Raw genomic sequence first — 16,072 nt, 5'->3', positions numbered from 1 at the left:
CACAAAAGCAACGAGGAGAGCGACAATGTCAGCAGAAGAGATCAATATTCCGAGAGTTCAGTTGCCTCGCAGTTTGCTTGGCAGAAGACGAAGCTATGTAGCAGCGTACCGCTTTCGCATCGGCCAGTTGGTCGACTTCCACGGCGACCTAGCCATCGTCATCTCCCGCTCTCGCACCGCAATGGGCCGCGAGCATTATGGGATCGTCCTGCTGGACGCCCACGAGCGCCCGGCTAGGGATGTGCTGGGCTCGGCCCTTAAGCACACTCACTGACCATCCGGCAGGAGCTAAGCCATGAAGTCAAAGGTGCGGCTTCCAGTCCTTCTTAAGTTATTCGAACGCCAGAACGGGCGGTGCTGCTATTGCGAGCGGTTCGTTGTTCTGAGCGCAGATTATAAAATTCAGCAGCGGTCAGACGCAGCCACGATTGAGCATCTGCGACGGCGCGCCGACGGCGGCACCAACCAACCGCATAACCTTTCCCTCGCATGCAAGCGTTGCAACCAGGAGCGTGGTTCGTTGTCATGGATTCTATACGCAACGTTCCGGCGAGGTGAGTTTCTGGAGTTTATGGAGGCCATCAAGCCTCAGAGATAGCCGGTGGCGGCCGGCTGAGCTGCCCGTGGGCGCTTGCCCTGTCGCCCGCGGGCAGCATGAACACCAAAGGCCGGCGCGATCACCACCTGCGCCCACACCAGCAGCGCGCCGGCCGGTATTGACCTGATGGGCATGTTTACACTTTGCTGTGTGCTCAACAAAACTGGAGGAACGATGCCAGCTGCCGCCAACGACAATAACCCGCTGTACCTATCAGAGGCGTCGATCGCGCAGCGCGTCCTCGGCGCCAAGTCCAGGACGGCTTGGGATGCGCTTGCCATCGTCTGGGAGCGTGAAGGTCTACCGCGCATCGATCCGATGACGGGCTGCCGTTACTGGCCGGCAGTGCGCGCCTTCCTAGACCGTCGGCACGGGCTGCATCAGACGGCCCTGCCCGCCACCGTCGACGGCGCCGAGAACTGGTCATGACAGATGCACCCGGGCTGAAACGCAAGCGCAACAAAGACGGCAGCATTCGGGAATACTGGGAAGCGCGTGCGGATCTGGTGAAGCGCGGCTATAGGCCTTCGAGCGTGCGACTTCACTACCCGGTGACACCTGAAGGCCGCACACAGTTGGCCGCGCGCTGCCGGATCCTGCAAGCGGAAATGTTGGCGTGGGCCGCTAACGGCGAACACGCTGCGCCTGGATATGACGGAACTCTCAAGAGCCTGTCTCGGCTCTATCAGACGAACCCCGATTCTCCTTTTCATTCCCTCAAGTACAACAGCCGCGAAAACGTCCTGAAGTCGCTTATCATCATCGAGGCGACCGTCGGAGCCCGTAACGTGGGGAAGCTCCTTGGCCCGGACTTCAAGCGCTGGCATGGTCAGTGGGGAGAGCCGAAAGCGCCTGGCAAGCCCCACCGCCCATGGCGCGCCAAGCACGCCATTGATGCCGTCCGGCAGCTGATAAGCTACGGCGTTACGCTGGGCTTCGACGATTGCTTTCGCGCAGATACCATCCTCGGCAAAATCCGGTTCAAGACGCCACCTGCTCGCACATCTGTGATGACGGCGGAACATGTTGCTGCCATCCGCGTCACAGCGCATGCTGAGGGCTTTCCGTCAATCGCGCTGGCGACCGTTCTGCAGTTCGAGCTCACTATGCGCCAGAAGGATGTGGTGGGCGAATGGGAGCCTGGTGCGAGCGCTGAAGACGGCGGCATCACATATAGGGATACGCGGTGGGTTAACGGGCTTGTCTGGTCCGATATCGGCGACGACATGATCCTGCGCAAGATCCACACGAAGACGGGTTTTCCGGTCGAGCATGACCTGAAGCTTCATCCCGCGGCGATCGAGGAAATAAATCGCGTCCCGCTTGAAAAGCGTGTGGGCCCTGTGATCATATCCGAGGCAACGGGCGTACCCTATAAAAATCGGAAATTCACCGAGCGTTGGCGTAAAGTCGCAGATAAAGCCGGCATCCCGCGGACCATTTGGAATATGGATGCGCGCGCAGGCGCCATCACGGAAGCCTATGACCTAGGCGCGGCCGAGACCGACGTCATGAAATCCGCCGGCCATAAAAACCGGCAGACAAGCGCCCGCTATAACCGCGGGACGATCAAGCAGACCAGTCGCGTTGCCGAGATGCGGCTGGCAAAACGTAACGAGAACAACGAATGAGGGACGCGTTGGGGACGTTTGGGGGACGTTTAGTGCAAAGTGTTGAAAGGGCTGCAAAATTCGGAGCCGAGAAACACATCCGCATCCTCTTTCTCGACAAGCGCAATGTGCTGATCGCCGACGAGGTGCAAGGCCGCGGCACGGTAGACCATACGCCGGTCTATCCGCGCGAGGTGGTGAAACGCGCGCTCGAGCTTTCGGCAACGGCGATGATCCTCGTCCACAACCACCCCTCCGGCGACCCGACGCCATCACGCGCCGACATCGACATGACTAAGGTGATCATCGATGCCGCCAAGGCTCTCGACATCACCGTCCACGACCACGTCATCATCGGCAAGGACGGCCATGTCAGCCTGAAGGGGCTTAAGCTGATCTGAACAAACATTGCGGCTGATCGCCGACGAAATGCAGAGCCCTGGCGCGGCGCCCGAAATACCGAGAAGATGAAGCTCAATGACGATCCATAGCGGAAATACCGAACGATCGACCCGGCTCTGCCGCGACGTGCTCTGCCTCGATGATTTTGAAATGAAGGCGCGGCGGCATCTGCCAAAGCCTCTCTTCGGTTATATCGCCGGCGCAACCGAGACCAATGCCTCGCTGCGGTATAATGCACAGGCTTTCCAGGCCTATGCCTTCCGGCCTCGTGTCCTTCGGGACGTCTCGAAACGCAGCACCGAGACGAGCCTCTTTGGCAAGACCCATGCCGCGCCCTTTGGCATCGCGCCGATGGGTATCAGCGCGCTGATGGCCTATCGAGGTGACATCGTGCTCGCGCAAGGAGCGGATCAATCGGGAATCCCGATGATCATAAGCGGTTCATCACTTATCCCTCTAGAAGAGATCGCCGCGATTTCGCCGCAAGCATGGTTTCAGGCCTATCTCCCCGGCGAACCCGACCGTATCGACGCTCTCATCGACCGCGTCGGCGCGGCCGGCTTGCGCACACTTCTGCTCACCGTGGACACGGCCACGCTGCCAAATCGTGAAAACAATGTAAGGGCCGGATTTTCGACGCCTTTGCGTCCTGGTCTCCGCTTGGCATGGCAGGGCATCTCGCACCCGCGCTGGACCACCGGCACATTCCTGCGAACGATCGTCCGGCACGGCATTCCGCATTTTGAAAATTCCTATGCCACAAGGGGCGCGCCGATCATCTCCTCGAACGTCACGCGCGATTTCGGCAGGCGCGACCATCTCAACTGGAATCATTTGGAGCGAATACGCAACAGGTGGTCCGGCAAACTTGTGGTCAAGGGGATCATGCACCCTGACGACGCGGCGCGGGCTGTCGACACCGGGGCCGATGGAGTGATCGTCTCCAACCATGGCGGTCGCCAGCTCGACGGTACCGCATCTCCCCTTCAGGTCCTTCCGGAGATTGCGGCACGTGTCGGAGGCAGCGTTGCCGTGATGGTCGATGGCGGTTTCAGGCGTGGAACGGATATCATGAAGGCACTCGCGCTCGGGGCCTGTTTCGTGTTCGTCGGCAGGCCGTTCCTTTATGCCGCAGCCGTCGCGGGCCTGCCGGGCGTGCTGAAGGCGGCCGATATCCTAAGGACGGAACTGCATAGCAACATGGCGTTGCTCGGCGTCACCAAGGTCGGCGATATTTCCGCAGACTACATCACCCGTGCATGAAGGCCATAGATCTCGTCGAGAGCAAGCGCCCTCCGCCGGTGTTCGTCGGCTACGACTCATGGCGCAAAGCTGTTTCCCGAAGGGCTCACGTCCCCGAAAAAGCGCCCGTCAGGAGCAATCATGCAGCCGTAAAACAATCTGTAACATTGACCGGCTAACGATGGACGGGCGACATTTTGCGTTGCAAAATGATTCCTTTCCAATCCGGGGCTTGATGATGCTTCAGTACGATCTCGTTGTGGTGGGCAGCGGCCCCGCAGGGCGCCGCGGCGCGATCCAGGCGGCAAAACTCGGCAAGAAAGTGCTTGTCATCGAGCAGGGCAAACGCGTCGGCGGCGTGTCCGTGCATACTGGCACCATTCCTTCCAAAACGCTGCGCGAGACCGCACTTAATCTTTCCGGCTGGCGCGAACGCGGCTTCTATGGCCGGTCTTACCGCGTCAAGGAAGAGATCAGTGCCGATGACCTGCGCCGCCGCCTGCTGATTACGCTCAACCACGAGGTCGAGGTGCTAGAACACCAGTTCGCCCGCAACCGCGTGCAGCATATTCGCGGCAAGGCGAGCTTCATCGATGCGTCGACGCTGCAGGTGATCAAGGATGACGGCGAGACCACGCAGGTCACCGGCGCCAGCGTGCTGCTTGCCGTCGGCACAAAGCCTTTCCGCCCAGATTACATACCCTTCGACGGCAAGACCGTTCTCGACAGCGACGAACTGCTCGACATCCAGGACTTGCCGCGATCGATGGTCGTCATCGGCGCCGGCGTCATCGGCATCGAATACGCGACGATCTTCAGCGCGCTCGACACGGCCGTCACCGTGATCGACCCGAAGGCGACAATGCTCGACTTCATCGACAAGGAAATCATCGAGGATTTTACCTACCAGCTGCGCGACCGCAACATGAAGCTGCTGCTCGGCCAGAAGGCCGACAAGGTGGAGACGCTTGAGAATGGCAAGGTCGAGCTGACGCTCGACAGTGGCCGGCGCCTGACCACCGACATGGTGCTTTTCGCCGCCGGCCGCATGGGGGCGACCGATGCGCTGAACCTTCAGGCCATCGGCCTCGAAGCCGACAGCCGCGGCCGTCTCAAGGTCAATCCGGAAACCTTCCAGACATCGGTTGCCAACGTCTACGCCGCCGGCGACGTCGTCGGCTTTCCGAGCCTTGCCTCGACCTCGATGGAACAGGGCCGCATCGCCGCCCGCGTCGCGATCGGCGCGGTCGCCAAGGAGCCGCCGAAATATTTCCCCTACGGCATCTATGCCGTGCCGGAGATTTCGACCTGCGGCCTGACCGAAGAAGAGATGAAGGAGCGCGGCATTCCCTATGAATGCGGCATCGCCCGCTTCCGCGAGACGTCGCGCGGTCATATTATGGGCCTCGACACCGGGCTTCTGAAGCTGATCTTCTCGCTGAAGACGCGCCGCCTGCTCGGCGTCCATATCGTCGGCGAAGGCGCCACCGAGTTGGTGCATATCGGCCAGGCCGTGCTCAACCTCAAAGGCACGGTCGAATATTTCGTCGAAAACACCTTCAACTATCCGACACTTGCCGAAGCCTACAAGATCGCCGGCCTCGATGCCTGGAACCGGATGGGCGACATCAAGTCGGAACTTTGAAACGCGTCTTTTAGACGGCGCCGTCGTCTAAATCCGGCCGCCAAAACGGAGCCGAACGGCATTGCGCATCATATCTCTGAACGCATGGGGCGGCAGGCTGCACGAAGCCCTGATCGCCTATGTCAGACAGGCCGATCCGGATGTGCTATGCCTGCAGGAAGTGTTGCGGGCACCGGGTGCGGATTGCGGATGGTCGATCTATCGGGATGCGGGGCTCGAGCTGCCGCAGCGCTTCAATCTATTCGCGGAGATCAGCGCCGCCCTGCCCGGCCACGACGGCTTCTTCTACCCGACATCGAGAGGCGAGCTCTTCGACGGAGATCGCGCCATCGCCGCCGAATTCGGACTGGCGACCTTCGTGCGCAAAACGCATTCCGTCATCGCAGAGGGGCTGGATTTCGTGCATGGCCGTTTTTCCGCCGATGGCTGGGGCGACCATCCGCGGCCGCGAAACGCCCATTGCATCCGCGTCTTCAGCCATGAGTGCAGCCGCGCCGTGACGATCGCCCACATGCATGGCCTGCGCGATCCCGCGGGCAAGGGCGACACGGCGGCGCGGCAGGACCAGGCTGCAGCGCTGGTCAGGCTCATCGAACGCGTCTGGCCCGGCGACGAAGGGCTTGTCGTCTGCGGCGATTTCAACGTGCTGCCCGACAGCGCGACCTTTGCGATTCTCGCCAGACTCGGGCTTTCGGATCTCGTCACCGGAAACGGCCTTGTAGACACGCGAACCTCCTACTATTTGAAGCAGAGCCGCTTTGCCGACTACATGCTGGTCACACCGGGGGTGAAGGTTGGCAAATTCGAGGTGGTCGAAGCGCCCGAGGTCTCCGACCACCGCGCATTGCTGCTCGATATCGGGTAGTATATTGAGGAATGATACGCTGCGCGGAGCGTTTCGCGCGCAGTGCCGTTTTTTAAGCCTAGTTTGAACCCGCATAAGTCGCATTGATACGCCATGCATGATATGTGCCTTCAACTCCATTTTGCCTCCGGCAAAAGCTTCTGAAGAAAGATAGATACTCTTGTCCCATGTCTCGGAAGCTGCGCGCCGACGTTTTCAGCTGATCCTGATCAAGCCGTCGCATTATGACGATGACGGCTACGTCATCCGCTGGTGGCGGGCGATGATCCCGTCCAATTCGCTCGCGGCTCTCTACGGCATCGCCGCCGAATGCGCCGAGCGCAAGGTGCTCGGGCCCGATACGGCAATCGACATTACGGTGATCGACGAGACCAATACGCGGATCGATGTCGCCGGATTGCTCGCACAGTTCAAGCGCCATGACAATTTCGGCATGATCGCGCTCGTCGGCGTCCAGACCAATCAGTATCCGCGCGCCCTCGATATTGCCCGGCCGTTCCGCGATGCCGGTCTGCCGGTTTCGATCGGCGGCTTCCATGTTTCCGGCTGCCTGTCGATGCTGGATGGCAAGGCCGTCGGGCTCGATGCCTGCCGCGACATGGGCATTTCGATGTTTGCCGGCGAGGCCGAGGGCCGGCTGGAGATGGTGCTGCGCGATGCAGCGGCCGGCGAGTTGAAGCCGCTCTACAATTTCATGAACGACCTTCCCGGCATCGGCGGCACGCCGGTTCCCTTCCTGCCCAAGGACAATATCCAGCGCACGCTCGGGCTCAGCACCAGCTTCGATGCCGGGCGCGGCTGTCCCTATCAGTGCTCGTTCTGCACCATCATCAACGTGCAGGGACGCAAATCGCGCTTCCGCTCGGCCGACGACGTCGAAAAGCTGGTGCGGATGAACTGGGCGCAGGGCATCCACAAATTCTTCATCACCGACGACAATTTCGCCCGCAACAAGGATTGGGAAGCGATCTTCGACCGGTTGATCGAGCTCAAAGAGCGGGACGGCATTCCGCTCGGCCTGATGATCCAGGTCGACACGCTCTGCCACAAGATCCCGAATTTCATCGAGAAATCCCGGCGCGCCGGTGTCACCCGCGTCTTCATAGGCCTCGAAAACGTCAATCCGGACAATCTGACCGCCGCCAAGAAGAACCAGAACAAGATCACCGAATACCGCAAGATGCTGCTCGCCTGGAAGGCACAGGGCATCATGACGCTCGCCGGTTATATCCTGGGCTTCCCCGCCGACACGCCGGAATCGATCCGCCGCGACATCGCGATCATCCAGGAAGAGCTGCCGCTCGACGTCATCGAATTCTTCATCCTGACGCCGCTGCCGGGCTCCGAGGACCACCAGGTCCTGTGGAAGAAGGGCGTCGAGATGGATGCCGATCTCAACATCTACGATGTCGAACATGTCTGTACCGCGCATCCGAAGATGAGCAAGCAGCAATGGGAAGACATCTACCACGAGGCCTGGGCACTTTATTACTCGCCTGATCACATGAAGACGCTGTTGCGCCGCGCCGTGGCGACCGGGGTGCCGCTGGCAAGGCTCGTCAAGGTTCTCGTTTCCTTCGCGACCACCGTGCCGCTGGAAAACGTGCATCCGCTGCAAAGTGGCCTGCTGCGCCTGAAGACGCCGTCGGAGCGGCGCCCCGACCTGCCGCGCGAAAATCCGCTGGTCTTCTGGCCGCGCTTTGCCTGGGAAACCTTCCGCAAACATGCGTCGCTCGCCGGCACGATCATTGGCCTGACGATCTCGGCCTTCCTGATTTCAAGGGATGCGAAGTCGAAGACATATATGGATCAAGCCCTGACGCCGGTCGCCGACGACGAAGAGGAAACGCTCCACCTTTTCACCCAGACCGCCGGCGGCGCCGCAGCCGTCAGCCATGTCAGGAAAGTCGCGCAACTGACAGGGCATTGAGCTGCAATTCTTGCAACGGCGGCCGACGCCTGGCGGCCGAAAACATGGGCGGCTTCAAACTTAGATCAAGTTTGAAGCCGCGCTTTTAAGCGCTTCGACCTGGATGCCCGTTTAAGCAATTTGGATTATCTGGGCCGTCTCGGCCACTTGCAGCGTGTCGACGAATTCGACGATCTTGACCGGTTTGCCATCCTGGAAATGGATCTTGTCGACGAATTCCGTTTGGAAGCTCACGCCCGATGGGATGTGCCTGACCTCGCCTTCGCGGTGGGCAAAGACCATCTGCTCGTCTTCGTCCACATAGATGGCTGTCCTGATCTTCGATAGATCCCATACTGTGATCAGCTGCGTTATCGCCTGGCGAAAGGCATTCCCGCTCGATTCAGTTGAAAAGGGCGCCAGCCGCGTATTGCCAACCATGCGAAAGGTGCAACCCTCGCCGATCAGCGTCAGCGTGCCCTCGATATCGCCGCGGTCACGCACAGCATACATATCCTCCACGAGCTTCTTCATGTCGTGCTTTGCAGTCATTGTCAGGTCCTCCCACCATCAACGAAATCTGCATTGAATTATACTGTATTGCAACTCTTTGTTGCTGCAGCTGCATCGGAGAAGACGGTCGAGAATGAACTGCCCTGGATAAACAAAAAGCCCCGCGCGATGGCGGGGCTCTTCCAAACTTCTGAACTGAAAAGCGATTATTCAGCGCTTTCGTCAGCTGCCTTCTTCTTCGGAGCAGCCTTCTTCTTCGGTGCGGCTTCTTCGCCTTCACCGGCCTCAGCTGCTTCGGCCTTGGCGGCCTTCTTCTTCGGCGCGGCCTTCTTGGTCTCGGCCTTGGTCTCGCCTTCTTCCTCGGCGAGCAGCTCTTCCTTCGTCACCTTCTTGTCGGTAACGTCGATTTCGGTCAGCAGGTGATCGATGACCTTCTCTTCGAAGATCGGTGCGCGGATCGAAGCGGCAGCACCCGGCTGGCTGCGGAAGAATTCGAGGATCTGCTTTTCCTGGCCCGGATACTGGCGCAGCTGATCGTAGATGGCGCGCTGCATTTCGTCTTCGCTGACTTCGACGCCGGCCTTTTCGCCGATTTCGGAGAGAACGAGGCCGAGGCGGACGCGACGCTCGGCGAGCGTCTTGTATTCCTCACGTGCCTTTTCTTCAGTCGTGTCTTCGTCCTCGAAGGTCTTGCCTGATTGAGCGAGGTCGTTGTTCACTTGGCTCCAGATGCCGTTATATTCGGCGTCAACGAGCGAGTTCGGGGTCTCGAACTTGTACATCTCGTCGAGCTGGTCGAGGATCTGGCGCTTCAGCTTCTGGCGGGTCAGCGAGCCGTACTGCGATTCGATCTGGCCGCGGACGATTTCCTTCAGGCGGTCGGCGGATTCGATGCCGAGCTTGGAGGCGAGTTCGTCGTTGATCTCGACATCGGCAGGTGCTGCGACATCCTTGACCGATACGTCGAAGGTCGCTTCCTTGCCGGCGAGGTTCTTGGCCGGATAGTCGGCCGGGAAGGTCACGGTGATGGTCTTCTCATCGCCGGCCTTGACGCCGACGAGCTGGTCTTCGAAGCCCGGAATGAAGCGGCCGGAGCCGAGCACCAGTTCGGCGCCCTGGTCGGTGCCGCCTTCGAAGGCTTCGCCGTCGACCTTGCCGACGTAATCCATGGTGATGCGGTCGCCGTTCGCGGCCTTGCCGGTCTTGGTCTCGTAGGCGCGGGCGCTTTCGGCGACCTTCAGGACCTGCTCGTTGACTTCGTCGTCCGAGATGTCGATCACTTCGCGCGTGACCTTGATGCCCTTGACCGACTTCAGTTCGATCGGCGGCAGAACTTCATAGGAGAGCGTGAATTCGAAATCCTGCTCGGCAGCGAGGATCTTGTCGGCTTCGTCCTTGTCCTCAGTCATGGCGATTTCGGGCTGCGTGGCCGACTTTTCGCCGCGGCTGGAGAGGATGGCGGCCGGCTGCTCGCGGACGATCTCGTTGACGAGGTCGGCCATGATCGACTTGCCGTAAACCTTCTTCAGGTGAGCAGCGGGGACCTTGCCCGGACGGAAGCCGTTGATGCGAACCTTGTCCTTCACATCGGCAAGACGCTCATTCATCTTGTCCTGCATGTCCTTGGCCGGGATAACGACCTTGATTTCGCGCTTCAGCCCTTCAGCGAGCGTTTCGATAACCTGCATGTCTTCCTACCTTCATGTCGTGGCGGCCGTGCCCAGACGCCGTTCGTTTCTATGAGCACGACGCCGGCAGCGTGCCGCGCGTGGCTTTTCCCAATTCCGTATCATTCCGCCCGAAGCGGAACGGCACTCGCGGGCTATTCGGGACAACTCTCAATTGTTGTGGAACAACCGATTCTTAGTCTCCCGCCTGCAAACAGCTTGGTGCGGGTAGAGAGACTTGAACTCCCACGCCTTGCGGCACCAGAACCTAAATCTGGCGTGTCTACCAATTTCACCATACCCGCGTTCACAAAACCGCATGCCTATGCCTGCACATGAGGCCTTCCGGAGCGCGGCGTCTCTATATCACCCGATTTGGCCGAGGCAAAGGAAAAATGAACGGTCAATGACAGCGATCTGCGCCTCGGAAGCCGCCTTGCTGCGAAGTGCCATCGGATCAGTAAAGCGGCTCGTCGTAAACCGGCTTGCCGTCAACGAGAAGGCTGCGAATCTGCGGGCTTCCCGCTGGCGAGACGCGCACCGATATTGCGACATTGCCGCCATTGCGGGCCTCCTCGATCGGTTTCCCCTCGCCTTCTGGAACGTAGTAGCGCTCGATGCCATATTCGACACGGATGCTGTCGCCCGCGGCAAGTCCGCCACTGTAGAATGGTTGGCTGCGCAGGATCACGGTCTCCGGCTGCGGCGGCAGCTCATGAAAGGACGATTCGATCACTGTCCAGAAACCGTCCTCCTGCTTCTTCAACCGGACCCATAACACGCGTTCGCCGGGGTCGGCCGGAATGCCGCCGGAAACTGTCTGCACCGGCACCGAGGAAATGTCATAATTCAAGACGACATAATCGCCGCGCAGGAAATCGCGCGGATCGACGGGCGCCGTCTTCAGCAGAACCTCGGCGCCATTGCTGAGGATCGAGGCCCGGCTCTGGATGATCGTGCCGAGGATCAGGGTCTGCAGGCCGGCGACGATAGTTGCCGAAAGCAGATAACCCTTGCCGGATTGCAGCCTTGCCATGAACGAGCTCATGCGCCCTCCCCCTGTGCATTCGCCGAAAACCGCCGCTCGAGACGGATGACGATCCAGGCGACAAGCGCCACCACGAGACCGGAGAACAGGAAGAGGCTTGACGTGCCGAGAATCGAGCCGACAGTGACGGAGGCAAGATAAAGCATCTCCGCGGCGAAGGTGGTGTAGGCGAGATAACGGACCGCACCGTTGTCCCTGCCGTGCAGGGCGATCGCCAGCACGGAAGCGGCGAGCGTCGCCAGCCCGAGCACCACCAGCCGCCAGCCATCCTCGATCTCGATATGCAGCAGCAGGAAACCGATCGCCGCCACGAGGAAGCTGTAGAAGGCCGGGGCAGCACCAGCGCTCCTGACCAGGGAAGCGATGCGCGGGAGCGGCAACGCCGTCAGGACGACGGCGGCCATGCCGCCAACGGCGAAGGCGAGCGCCACGGCGATCTCCTCATAAAGACTATAGAGCCAGGCGAGCCAGCCGATCAAAAGTAGATAGGCCAGATGCCTAGCCCGCTCGGCGCCGGTATAACGCACCAGGGCGATCGTGATCACCGCCATGACGGGCGCCATCCAGGGATCGAAGCCGAGCCAGTGCGTGTCATTATTCTGCAGGTAGACGGCAAACGACGCCCAGGAGAGGAAGCCGGCGACGACGGTCACGGCGCCCGAGCGGAACAGGATTGCCGAGATCGTCGCGATGGCGAACCAGAGATACATCACCGTTTGCTCGTCGCCGGAGAGATGATACATCTGTCCGACGAGCGAGATGGCGCCGCCGAAGCTCATCGCGCCGATGACCAGCAAGCCGCCTGCGGCGGCCGTCGCGCCGCGGGCAAGCATCCGGGCGGCGGCGATGTGCACGACCCAGATCAGGGCGAGGATGACGCCGACGCGGACAAGGCGCGGGATGGCCTCCCAGTTGGAGGCGACGACCAGCAGGACGGCGGCTGCAAGCAGAACCGCCGCCAGCGCCATCAGCACCCGGCCGAGGCTGAAGCTTGCCGGACGACCGTCATATTCGGCGAGTAGCAGGGCCGCCGTTTCCTGCCCGAGCAGGCCCTTGCCTACCCAGACCGAGAGATCCCGCTCCAATCTGCCGCGATACATGCTCCACCCCTTCGTTTCGCGACGCCGACTGCGGCGCTGCGGCTCATGTCGTTATAGCCGCAGCCGGGGTGTTCGCAAACGCTGTGGCGACAAATGTACAAGTTCCTCATTGGTCTAACTTGTATCGAATGTTAACCGGCCGCTAACGGCAGAAGCGCATATATAAGAATATGACGGGAGAGCTATGCGGATTTTGCACACCCCTCATGAATTTATTGCACTGCAATATTGGAATTAGTCATACTATTTGTATAGTCACCGAAGCACGGGGATGGCGCCCCGGCCCGGCTCAGCCGGATGCCCGCGGATCTTTTGTCCGTGACGAGATTCGCAGCTGCGCACTCCTCCTCCCAGCGCGCTGCGATAGGCTGGCAACACTCCTCCTCCCAGTTGTCAGTCACCATAATGCGCCCGCCGGATCCTCCCCCGGCGGGCGTTTTTGTTCAGTCGAAGCTCGATTAAAACGTTGACGGCCCGATGCTTTTCCGTCGCATGGCGCCCTCGCGCCACATTGTCGTCACGCCGCCCCACCGACCCTGCGACCGGATGGGCAGCTGCCGATCCGAAGCGGAACTGCTCTTTGCAGCGGATGGACGGCCGGAACAGCCCGAGGGAGCGGCGTTTTTCGCCAGCCGCACCCACTCGACACTCTAAACTGGTTTGCTTTCGCCGGCGCCATTCTGCCTATTCGTTGACCAAAAAATGGTAAGTCTGCGTCAAATGCCCCTAGAGCATTGCATACCTCGCATAGGTGATCTGAAAACTTGGCTGTTTTAGTCTTTCGCGCCGCAACATATATTCCGGTCATCAAATAGAGGTCAGCGCCGATCGGTGGCTGCTGGCAGATGAAACCCTCGGAAAGGGGCTTAACATGAACTTCTCTCGCTCTTTCAATAACTGGCGCAAGTATCGTCAGACCGTCACGGAACTCGGCCGCATGACCAACCGCGAATTGCACGATCTCGGCATCGACCGTTCGGACATCCATCGCGTCGCCCGTGAGGCTTCTTCCCGCTAATTCCAGGCGATCGCGGCCCTCCCAAGCGTGATTGTTCTCGATTAAAAACGCCCGCTGTACCCACAGCGGGCGTTTTCTTTTGTCTGCATGCGACGGCCGCGGGGTTGCATGTTTTCCCGCCTGCTTAGCCCGCTCAAAAAATATTCATCGCCCAATTTGCGAGCATCATATTGCACAATTGCATGGCAGACGCCTTTTATTTGCACTGCACAATAGGACTGATATCGCCTATATAAACACCAACCGCAGAGAGACAGGCGATCCCGCCGTCCCGCGGACATAGGAAGAAGACGATGAACCCGATCCGCATTGCAAAAAGCTGGCTCAGCTACCGCCGTACGCTCAACGAACTCGGCGGCCTCTCCAACCAGACCCTGTCCGACATCGGCGTCAGCCGCTACGACATCCGCAATATCGCATCCCGCTCGTTCCGCTAATAGCGAGCGCGATGCTTCCAAGACGGCGCCTCGGGGCGCCGTTTTTGATTCCGGGGTGTTGGATCGCACCTGTCGACATGATATCAGCCCGGAATGAACACGATGTCCTCCTACTCCCCCATCCACGTCGTCGGCGGCGGGCTTGCCGGTTCGGAAGCCGCCTGGCAGATCGCCAATTCCGGCGTTCCCGTTATTCTGCATGAAATGCGCGGTGTGCGCGGCACGGATGCGCATAAGACCGACGGCCTTGCCGAACTGGTCTGCTCCAATTCCTTCCGTTCCGACGATGCGACCAGCAATGCCGTCGGCGTCATCCATGCCGAGATGCGCATGGCTGGCTCGCTGATCATGGCCACTGCCGATCGGCACCAGGTGCCGGCCGGCGGCGCACTCGCCGTCGATCGCGATGGCTTCTCCGAGGCAGTCACCCAGGCGATCCACGACCACCCGCTCATCACGGTGGTGCGGGAAGAGGTCATCGGTCTGCCGCCCAGAGACTGGGATCTTGCCATCGTCGCCACCGGGCCGCTGACGGCGCCGTCGCTTGCCGGCGCCATCCAGGCGGAAACGGGCGCGGATTCGCTGGCCTTCTTCGACGCCATCGCGCCGATCGTCTACCGCGAGAGTATCGACATGGATATTTGCTGGTACCAGTCGCGCTACGACAAGGTCGGACCCGGCGGCACCGGCAAGGATTACATCAATTGCCCGATGGACGAAGCGCAGTACAATGCCTTCGTCGACGCGCTGATCACAGGCGACACGGTCGGTTTCAAGGAATGGGAAGGCACGCCTTATTTCGACGGCTGCCTGCCGATCGAGGTGATGGCAGAACGCGGCCGCGAGACGCTGCGTCACGGGCCGATGAAGCCGATGGGGCTGACGAATGCGCATAACCCGACGGTCAAGGCCTATGCCGTCGTGCAGCTGCGCCAGGACAATGCGCTCGGGACGCTTTACAATATGGTCGGCTTCCAGACGAAGCTGAAATATGGCGCGCAGGCGGAAATCTTCCGGATGATCCCGGGCCTGGAAAATGCGGAATTTGCCCGTCTCGGCGGCCTGCATCGCAACACCTACATCAACTCCCCCACCCTGCTTGACCAGTCGCTCACGTTGAAATCGCGGCCCGGCCTGCGTTTCGCCGGCCAGATCACCGGCTGTGAGGGTTATGTCGAAAGCGCCAGCGTCGGGCTGATGGCCGGCCGCTTCGCCGCCGCCGAGCGCAAGGGCGAGGCGATCTCGCTGCCGCCGGCGACGACGGCGCTCGGCTCGCTGCTCGGCCATATCACCGGTGGCCACATCGTCACCGACGAGGAGCCGGGGAAACGATCGTTCCAGCCGATGAACATCAATTTCGGGCTGTTTCCGGAGCTCCAGCCGGGTTCGATCGTCAAGCCCGAGGGCGTCAAGCGGTTCCGCGGCAAGGACAAGACGATTATGAAGCGGCAGTTGATCGCGCGCCGCGCGCTTGCAGACTGCGCCGCCTGGCTTGGGCAACAGACTTCAACGCTTGCCGAAAGCGCCTAAGCAGCGCTTACTGCTTGTTGGCCGCCGAAATACTGCCTGATGGCAGGTCCTTATCCGACTCGGCGATATAATTGCCGAGCAGCCAGAGCGAAACTTCCGCGGCTTCCTTGGGGGACGCGAATTCGAAACCGCCGTTGTGATGAGGCGCATCGAGGAAGTCGATCACCAGTCCCCTGCCCGTTTCCGAGCTGACGACCCGCACGCGGCCGGGCTCGATCAGATGGCAGGCGAAATGGCGCGACATGTTGCGCATGAATCCCGCCTTGTCGTCATGCAGGCGCACGAAAATGGCTTGGCCGTTTTCCGTCGCCTGCAACTGGCGGATCGCCTCGTTCGGAAAGGCGCGGCCGAACTCGATGATGGCGAGGCCCGTGTCATGCAGGCCGTCTTCCCTGTTCTGTGCGGCCATGCGTGTGGCCACAAAAGCAAAGAAGATGACGATGGCGAAAAGAACGCACCAGACGATAATGCCCACGCCGAGTCTCCGA

At 60.5% G+C, this 16,072-nt stretch carries 18 protein-coding genes and 1 tRNA gene; 12 read left to right on the top strand and 7 right to left on the bottom strand.

The features are described 5' to 3' along the window. Positions 1-25: 25 nt before the first annotated feature. Entirely contained in the window at positions 26-274 is a 249-nt protein-coding gene (locus tag QMO82_RS10365; RefSeq protein WP_183607534.1) for a hypothetical protein, read from the top strand. A 21-nt stretch (positions 275-295) separates the two neighbouring features. Continuing rightward, on the top strand, positions 296-598 hold the full coding sequence (locus QMO82_RS10360; protein WP_183607535.1) for an HNH endonuclease: 303 nt from the start codon (positions 296-298) through the stop codon (positions 596-598). Here QMO82_RS10360 and QMO82_RS10355 read toward each other — a convergent pair. Then, complete coding sequence (locus tag QMO82_RS10355; protein WP_183607536.1) at positions 589-732, bottom strand: hypothetical protein; 144 nt, start codon at positions 730-732, stop codon at positions 589-591. The genes QMO82_RS10360 and QMO82_RS10355 overlap by 10 nt on opposite strands. Before the next feature lie 40 nt (positions 733-772). Here QMO82_RS10355 and QMO82_RS10350 point away from each other — a divergent pair, with 40 nt between their 5' ends. The 7 genes from QMO82_RS10350 (at position 773) to QMO82_RS10320 (ending at position 8,292) form a co-directional block, all read left to right on the top strand. Then, positions 773-1,027, top strand: coding sequence for a hypothetical protein (locus QMO82_RS10350; RefSeq protein ID WP_183607537.1), 255 nt, complete (start codon positions 773-775; stop codon positions 1,025-1,027). Continuing rightward, positions 1,024-2,229, top strand: a complete 1,206-nt coding sequence (locus tag QMO82_RS10345; protein ID WP_183607538.1) for an integrase — start codon at positions 1,024-1,026, stop codon at positions 2,227-2,229. Before QMO82_RS10350 ends, QMO82_RS10345 begins: the two co-directional genes overlap by 4 nt. After that, positions 2,226-2,609 carry a RadC family protein gene (locus QMO82_RS10340; protein ID WP_277546127.1) on the top strand — a complete coding sequence of 128 codons (384 nt, stop codon included), beginning with the start codon at positions 2,226-2,228 and terminating at the stop codon, positions 2,607-2,609. The genes QMO82_RS10345 and QMO82_RS10340 overlap by 4 nt, the downstream gene beginning before the upstream one ends. A gap of 76 nt (positions 2,610-2,685) precedes the next feature. Next, on the top strand, positions 2,686-3,873 hold the full coding sequence (locus QMO82_RS10335; protein WP_183607539.1) for an alpha-hydroxy acid oxidase: 1,188 nt from the start codon (positions 2,686-2,688) through the stop codon (positions 3,871-3,873). Between the two features lie 217 nt (positions 3,874-4,090). Continuing rightward, positions 4,091-5,497: a Si-specific NAD(P)(+) transhydrogenase gene (sthA, locus tag QMO82_RS10330; protein ID WP_026188372.1), complete on the top strand. Its 1,407-nt coding sequence runs from the start codon at positions 4,091-4,093 to the stop codon at positions 5,495-5,497. Positions 5,498-5,558: 61 nt separating this feature from the next. Next, the gene (locus tag QMO82_RS10325; protein ID WP_183607540.1) at positions 5,559-6,362 is read left to right on the top strand and encodes an endonuclease/exonuclease/phosphatase family protein; all 804 of its coding nucleotides are present in this window, start codon (positions 5,559-5,561) and stop codon (positions 6,360-6,362) included. Between the two features lie 160 nt (positions 6,363-6,522). Beyond that, positions 6,523-8,292 (top strand): radical SAM protein, encoded by a 1,770-nt coding sequence (locus QMO82_RS10320; protein WP_183607541.1) that lies wholly within the window; start codon positions 6,523-6,525, stop codon positions 8,290-8,292. 111 nt (positions 8,293-8,403) lie between these two features. Here the strand turns inward: QMO82_RS10320 and QMO82_RS10315 are convergent, their stop codons facing one another. The 5 genes from QMO82_RS10315 to QMO82_RS10295 all read right to left on the bottom strand — a co-directional run bounded on the left by QMO82_RS10315 (position 8,404) and on the right by QMO82_RS10295 (position 12,599). Then, the gene (locus QMO82_RS10315; RefSeq protein WP_183607542.1) at positions 8,404-8,823 is read right to left on the bottom strand and encodes a nuclear transport factor 2 family protein; all 420 of its coding nucleotides are present in this window, start codon (positions 8,821-8,823) and stop codon (positions 8,404-8,406) included. A gap of 167 nt (positions 8,824-8,990) precedes the next feature. After that, complete coding sequence (tig, locus tag QMO82_RS10310; RefSeq protein ID WP_183607543.1) at positions 8,991-10,472, bottom strand: trigger factor; 1,482 nt, start codon at positions 10,470-10,472, stop codon at positions 8,991-8,993. Positions 10,473-10,671: 199 nt separating this feature from the next. Then, a tRNA-Leu gene (locus tag QMO82_RS10305) sits at positions 10,672-10,756 on the bottom strand. A gap of 152 nt (positions 10,757-10,908) precedes the next feature. Further along, on the bottom strand, positions 10,909-11,499 hold the full coding sequence (locus QMO82_RS10300; RefSeq protein ID WP_183607544.1) for a GDYXXLXY domain-containing protein: 591 nt from the start codon (positions 11,497-11,499) through the stop codon (positions 10,909-10,911). Then, on the bottom strand, positions 11,496-12,599 hold the full coding sequence (locus QMO82_RS10295; protein ID WP_183607545.1) for a DUF2157 domain-containing protein: 1,104 nt from the start codon (positions 12,597-12,599) through the stop codon (positions 11,496-11,498). Before QMO82_RS10295 ends, QMO82_RS10300 begins: the two co-directional genes overlap by 4 nt. An 871-nt stretch (positions 12,600-13,470) precedes the next feature. Between QMO82_RS10295 and QMO82_RS10290 the strand changes: the two genes are divergently transcribed. From QMO82_RS10290 to trmFO, 3 genes are all read left to right on the top strand, one after another. Continuing rightward, entirely contained in the window at positions 13,471-13,617 is a 147-nt protein-coding gene (locus QMO82_RS10290) for a DUF1127 domain-containing protein (RefSeq protein ID WP_010067591.1), read from the top strand. 293 nt (positions 13,618-13,910) lie between these two features. Continuing rightward, positions 13,911-14,054, top strand: coding sequence for a DUF1127 domain-containing protein (locus tag QMO82_RS33805; protein WP_003573524.1), 144 nt, complete (start codon positions 13,911-13,913; stop codon positions 14,052-14,054). Between the two features lie 93 nt (positions 14,055-14,147). Then, entirely contained in the window at positions 14,148-15,584 is a 1,437-nt protein-coding gene (gene trmFO, locus QMO82_RS10280) for a methylenetetrahydrofolate--tRNA-(uracil(54)-C(5))-methyltransferase (FADH(2)-oxidizing) TrmFO (RefSeq protein WP_183607546.1), read from the top strand. 7 nt (positions 15,585-15,591) lie between these two features. On the opposite strand, the gene QMO82_RS10275 is transcribed toward trmFO, so the two are convergent. After that, positions 15,592-16,059, bottom strand: coding sequence for a hypothetical protein (locus tag QMO82_RS10275; RefSeq protein ID WP_183607547.1), 468 nt, complete (start codon positions 16,057-16,059; stop codon positions 15,592-15,594). Between the last annotated feature and the right edge of the window lie 13 nt (positions 16,060-16,072).

It is taken from the genome of Rhizobium sp. BT04 (assembly GCF_030053135.1).
Taxonomy (GTDB): domain Bacteria; phylum Pseudomonadota; class Alphaproteobacteria; order Rhizobiales; family Rhizobiaceae; genus Rhizobium; species Rhizobium binxianense.
The sequence above is the reverse complement of the archived record's forward strand: the minus strand, read 5'-3'. Positions and strand labels throughout refer to the sequence as shown.

Bases quoted from the DNA above. Each gene is read 5' to 3' on its own strand.
- QMO82_RS10365 (WP_183607534.1), top strand. From the start codon at position 26: ATGTCAGCAGAAGAGATCAATATTCCGAGAGTTCAGTTGCCTCGCAGT.
- sthA (WP_026188372.1), top strand. From the start codon at position 4,091: ATGCTTCAGTACGATCTCGTTGTGGTGGGCAGCGGCCCCGCAGGGCGC.
- QMO82_RS10340 (WP_277546127.1), top strand. From the start codon at position 2,226: ATGAGGGACGCGTTGGGGACGTTTGGGGGACGTTTAGTGCAAAGTGTT.
- QMO82_RS10315 (WP_183607542.1), bottom strand. From the start codon at position 8,823: ATGACTGCAAAGCACGACATGAAGAAGCTCGTGGAGGATATGTATGCT.
- QMO82_RS10345 (WP_183607538.1), top strand. From the start codon at position 1,024: ATGACAGATGCACCCGGGCTGAAACGCAAGCGCAACAAAGACGGCAGC.
- tig (WP_183607543.1), bottom strand. From the start codon at position 10,472: ATGCAGGTTATCGAAACGCTCGCTGAAGGGCTGAAGCGCGAAATCAAG.
- QMO82_RS10360 (WP_183607535.1), top strand. From the start codon at position 296: ATGAAGTCAAAGGTGCGGCTTCCAGTCCTTCTTAAGTTATTCGAACGC.
- QMO82_RS10335 (WP_183607539.1), top strand. From the start codon at position 2,686: ATGACGATCCATAGCGGAAATACCGAACGATCGACCCGGCTCTGCCGC.
- QMO82_RS10355 (WP_183607536.1), bottom strand. From the start codon at position 732: ATGCCCATCAGGTCAATACCGGCCGGCGCGCTGCTGGTGTGGGCGCAG.
- QMO82_RS10290 (WP_010067591.1), top strand. From the start codon at position 13,471: ATGAACTTCTCTCGCTCTTTCAATAACTGGCGCAAGTATCGTCAGACC.
- trmFO (WP_183607546.1), top strand. From the start codon at position 14,148: ATGAACACGATGTCCTCCTACTCCCCCATCCACGTCGTCGGCGGCGGG.
- QMO82_RS10350 (WP_183607537.1), top strand. From the start codon at position 773: ATGCCAGCTGCCGCCAACGACAATAACCCGCTGTACCTATCAGAGGCG.
- QMO82_RS33805 (WP_003573524.1), top strand. From the start codon at position 13,911: ATGAACCCGATCCGCATTGCAAAAAGCTGGCTCAGCTACCGCCGTACG.
- QMO82_RS10300 (WP_183607544.1), bottom strand. From the start codon at position 11,499: ATGAGCTCGTTCATGGCAAGGCTGCAATCCGGCAAGGGTTATCTGCTT.
- QMO82_RS10295 (WP_183607545.1), bottom strand. From the start codon at position 12,599: ATGTATCGCGGCAGATTGGAGCGGGATCTCTCGGTCTGGGTAGGCAAG.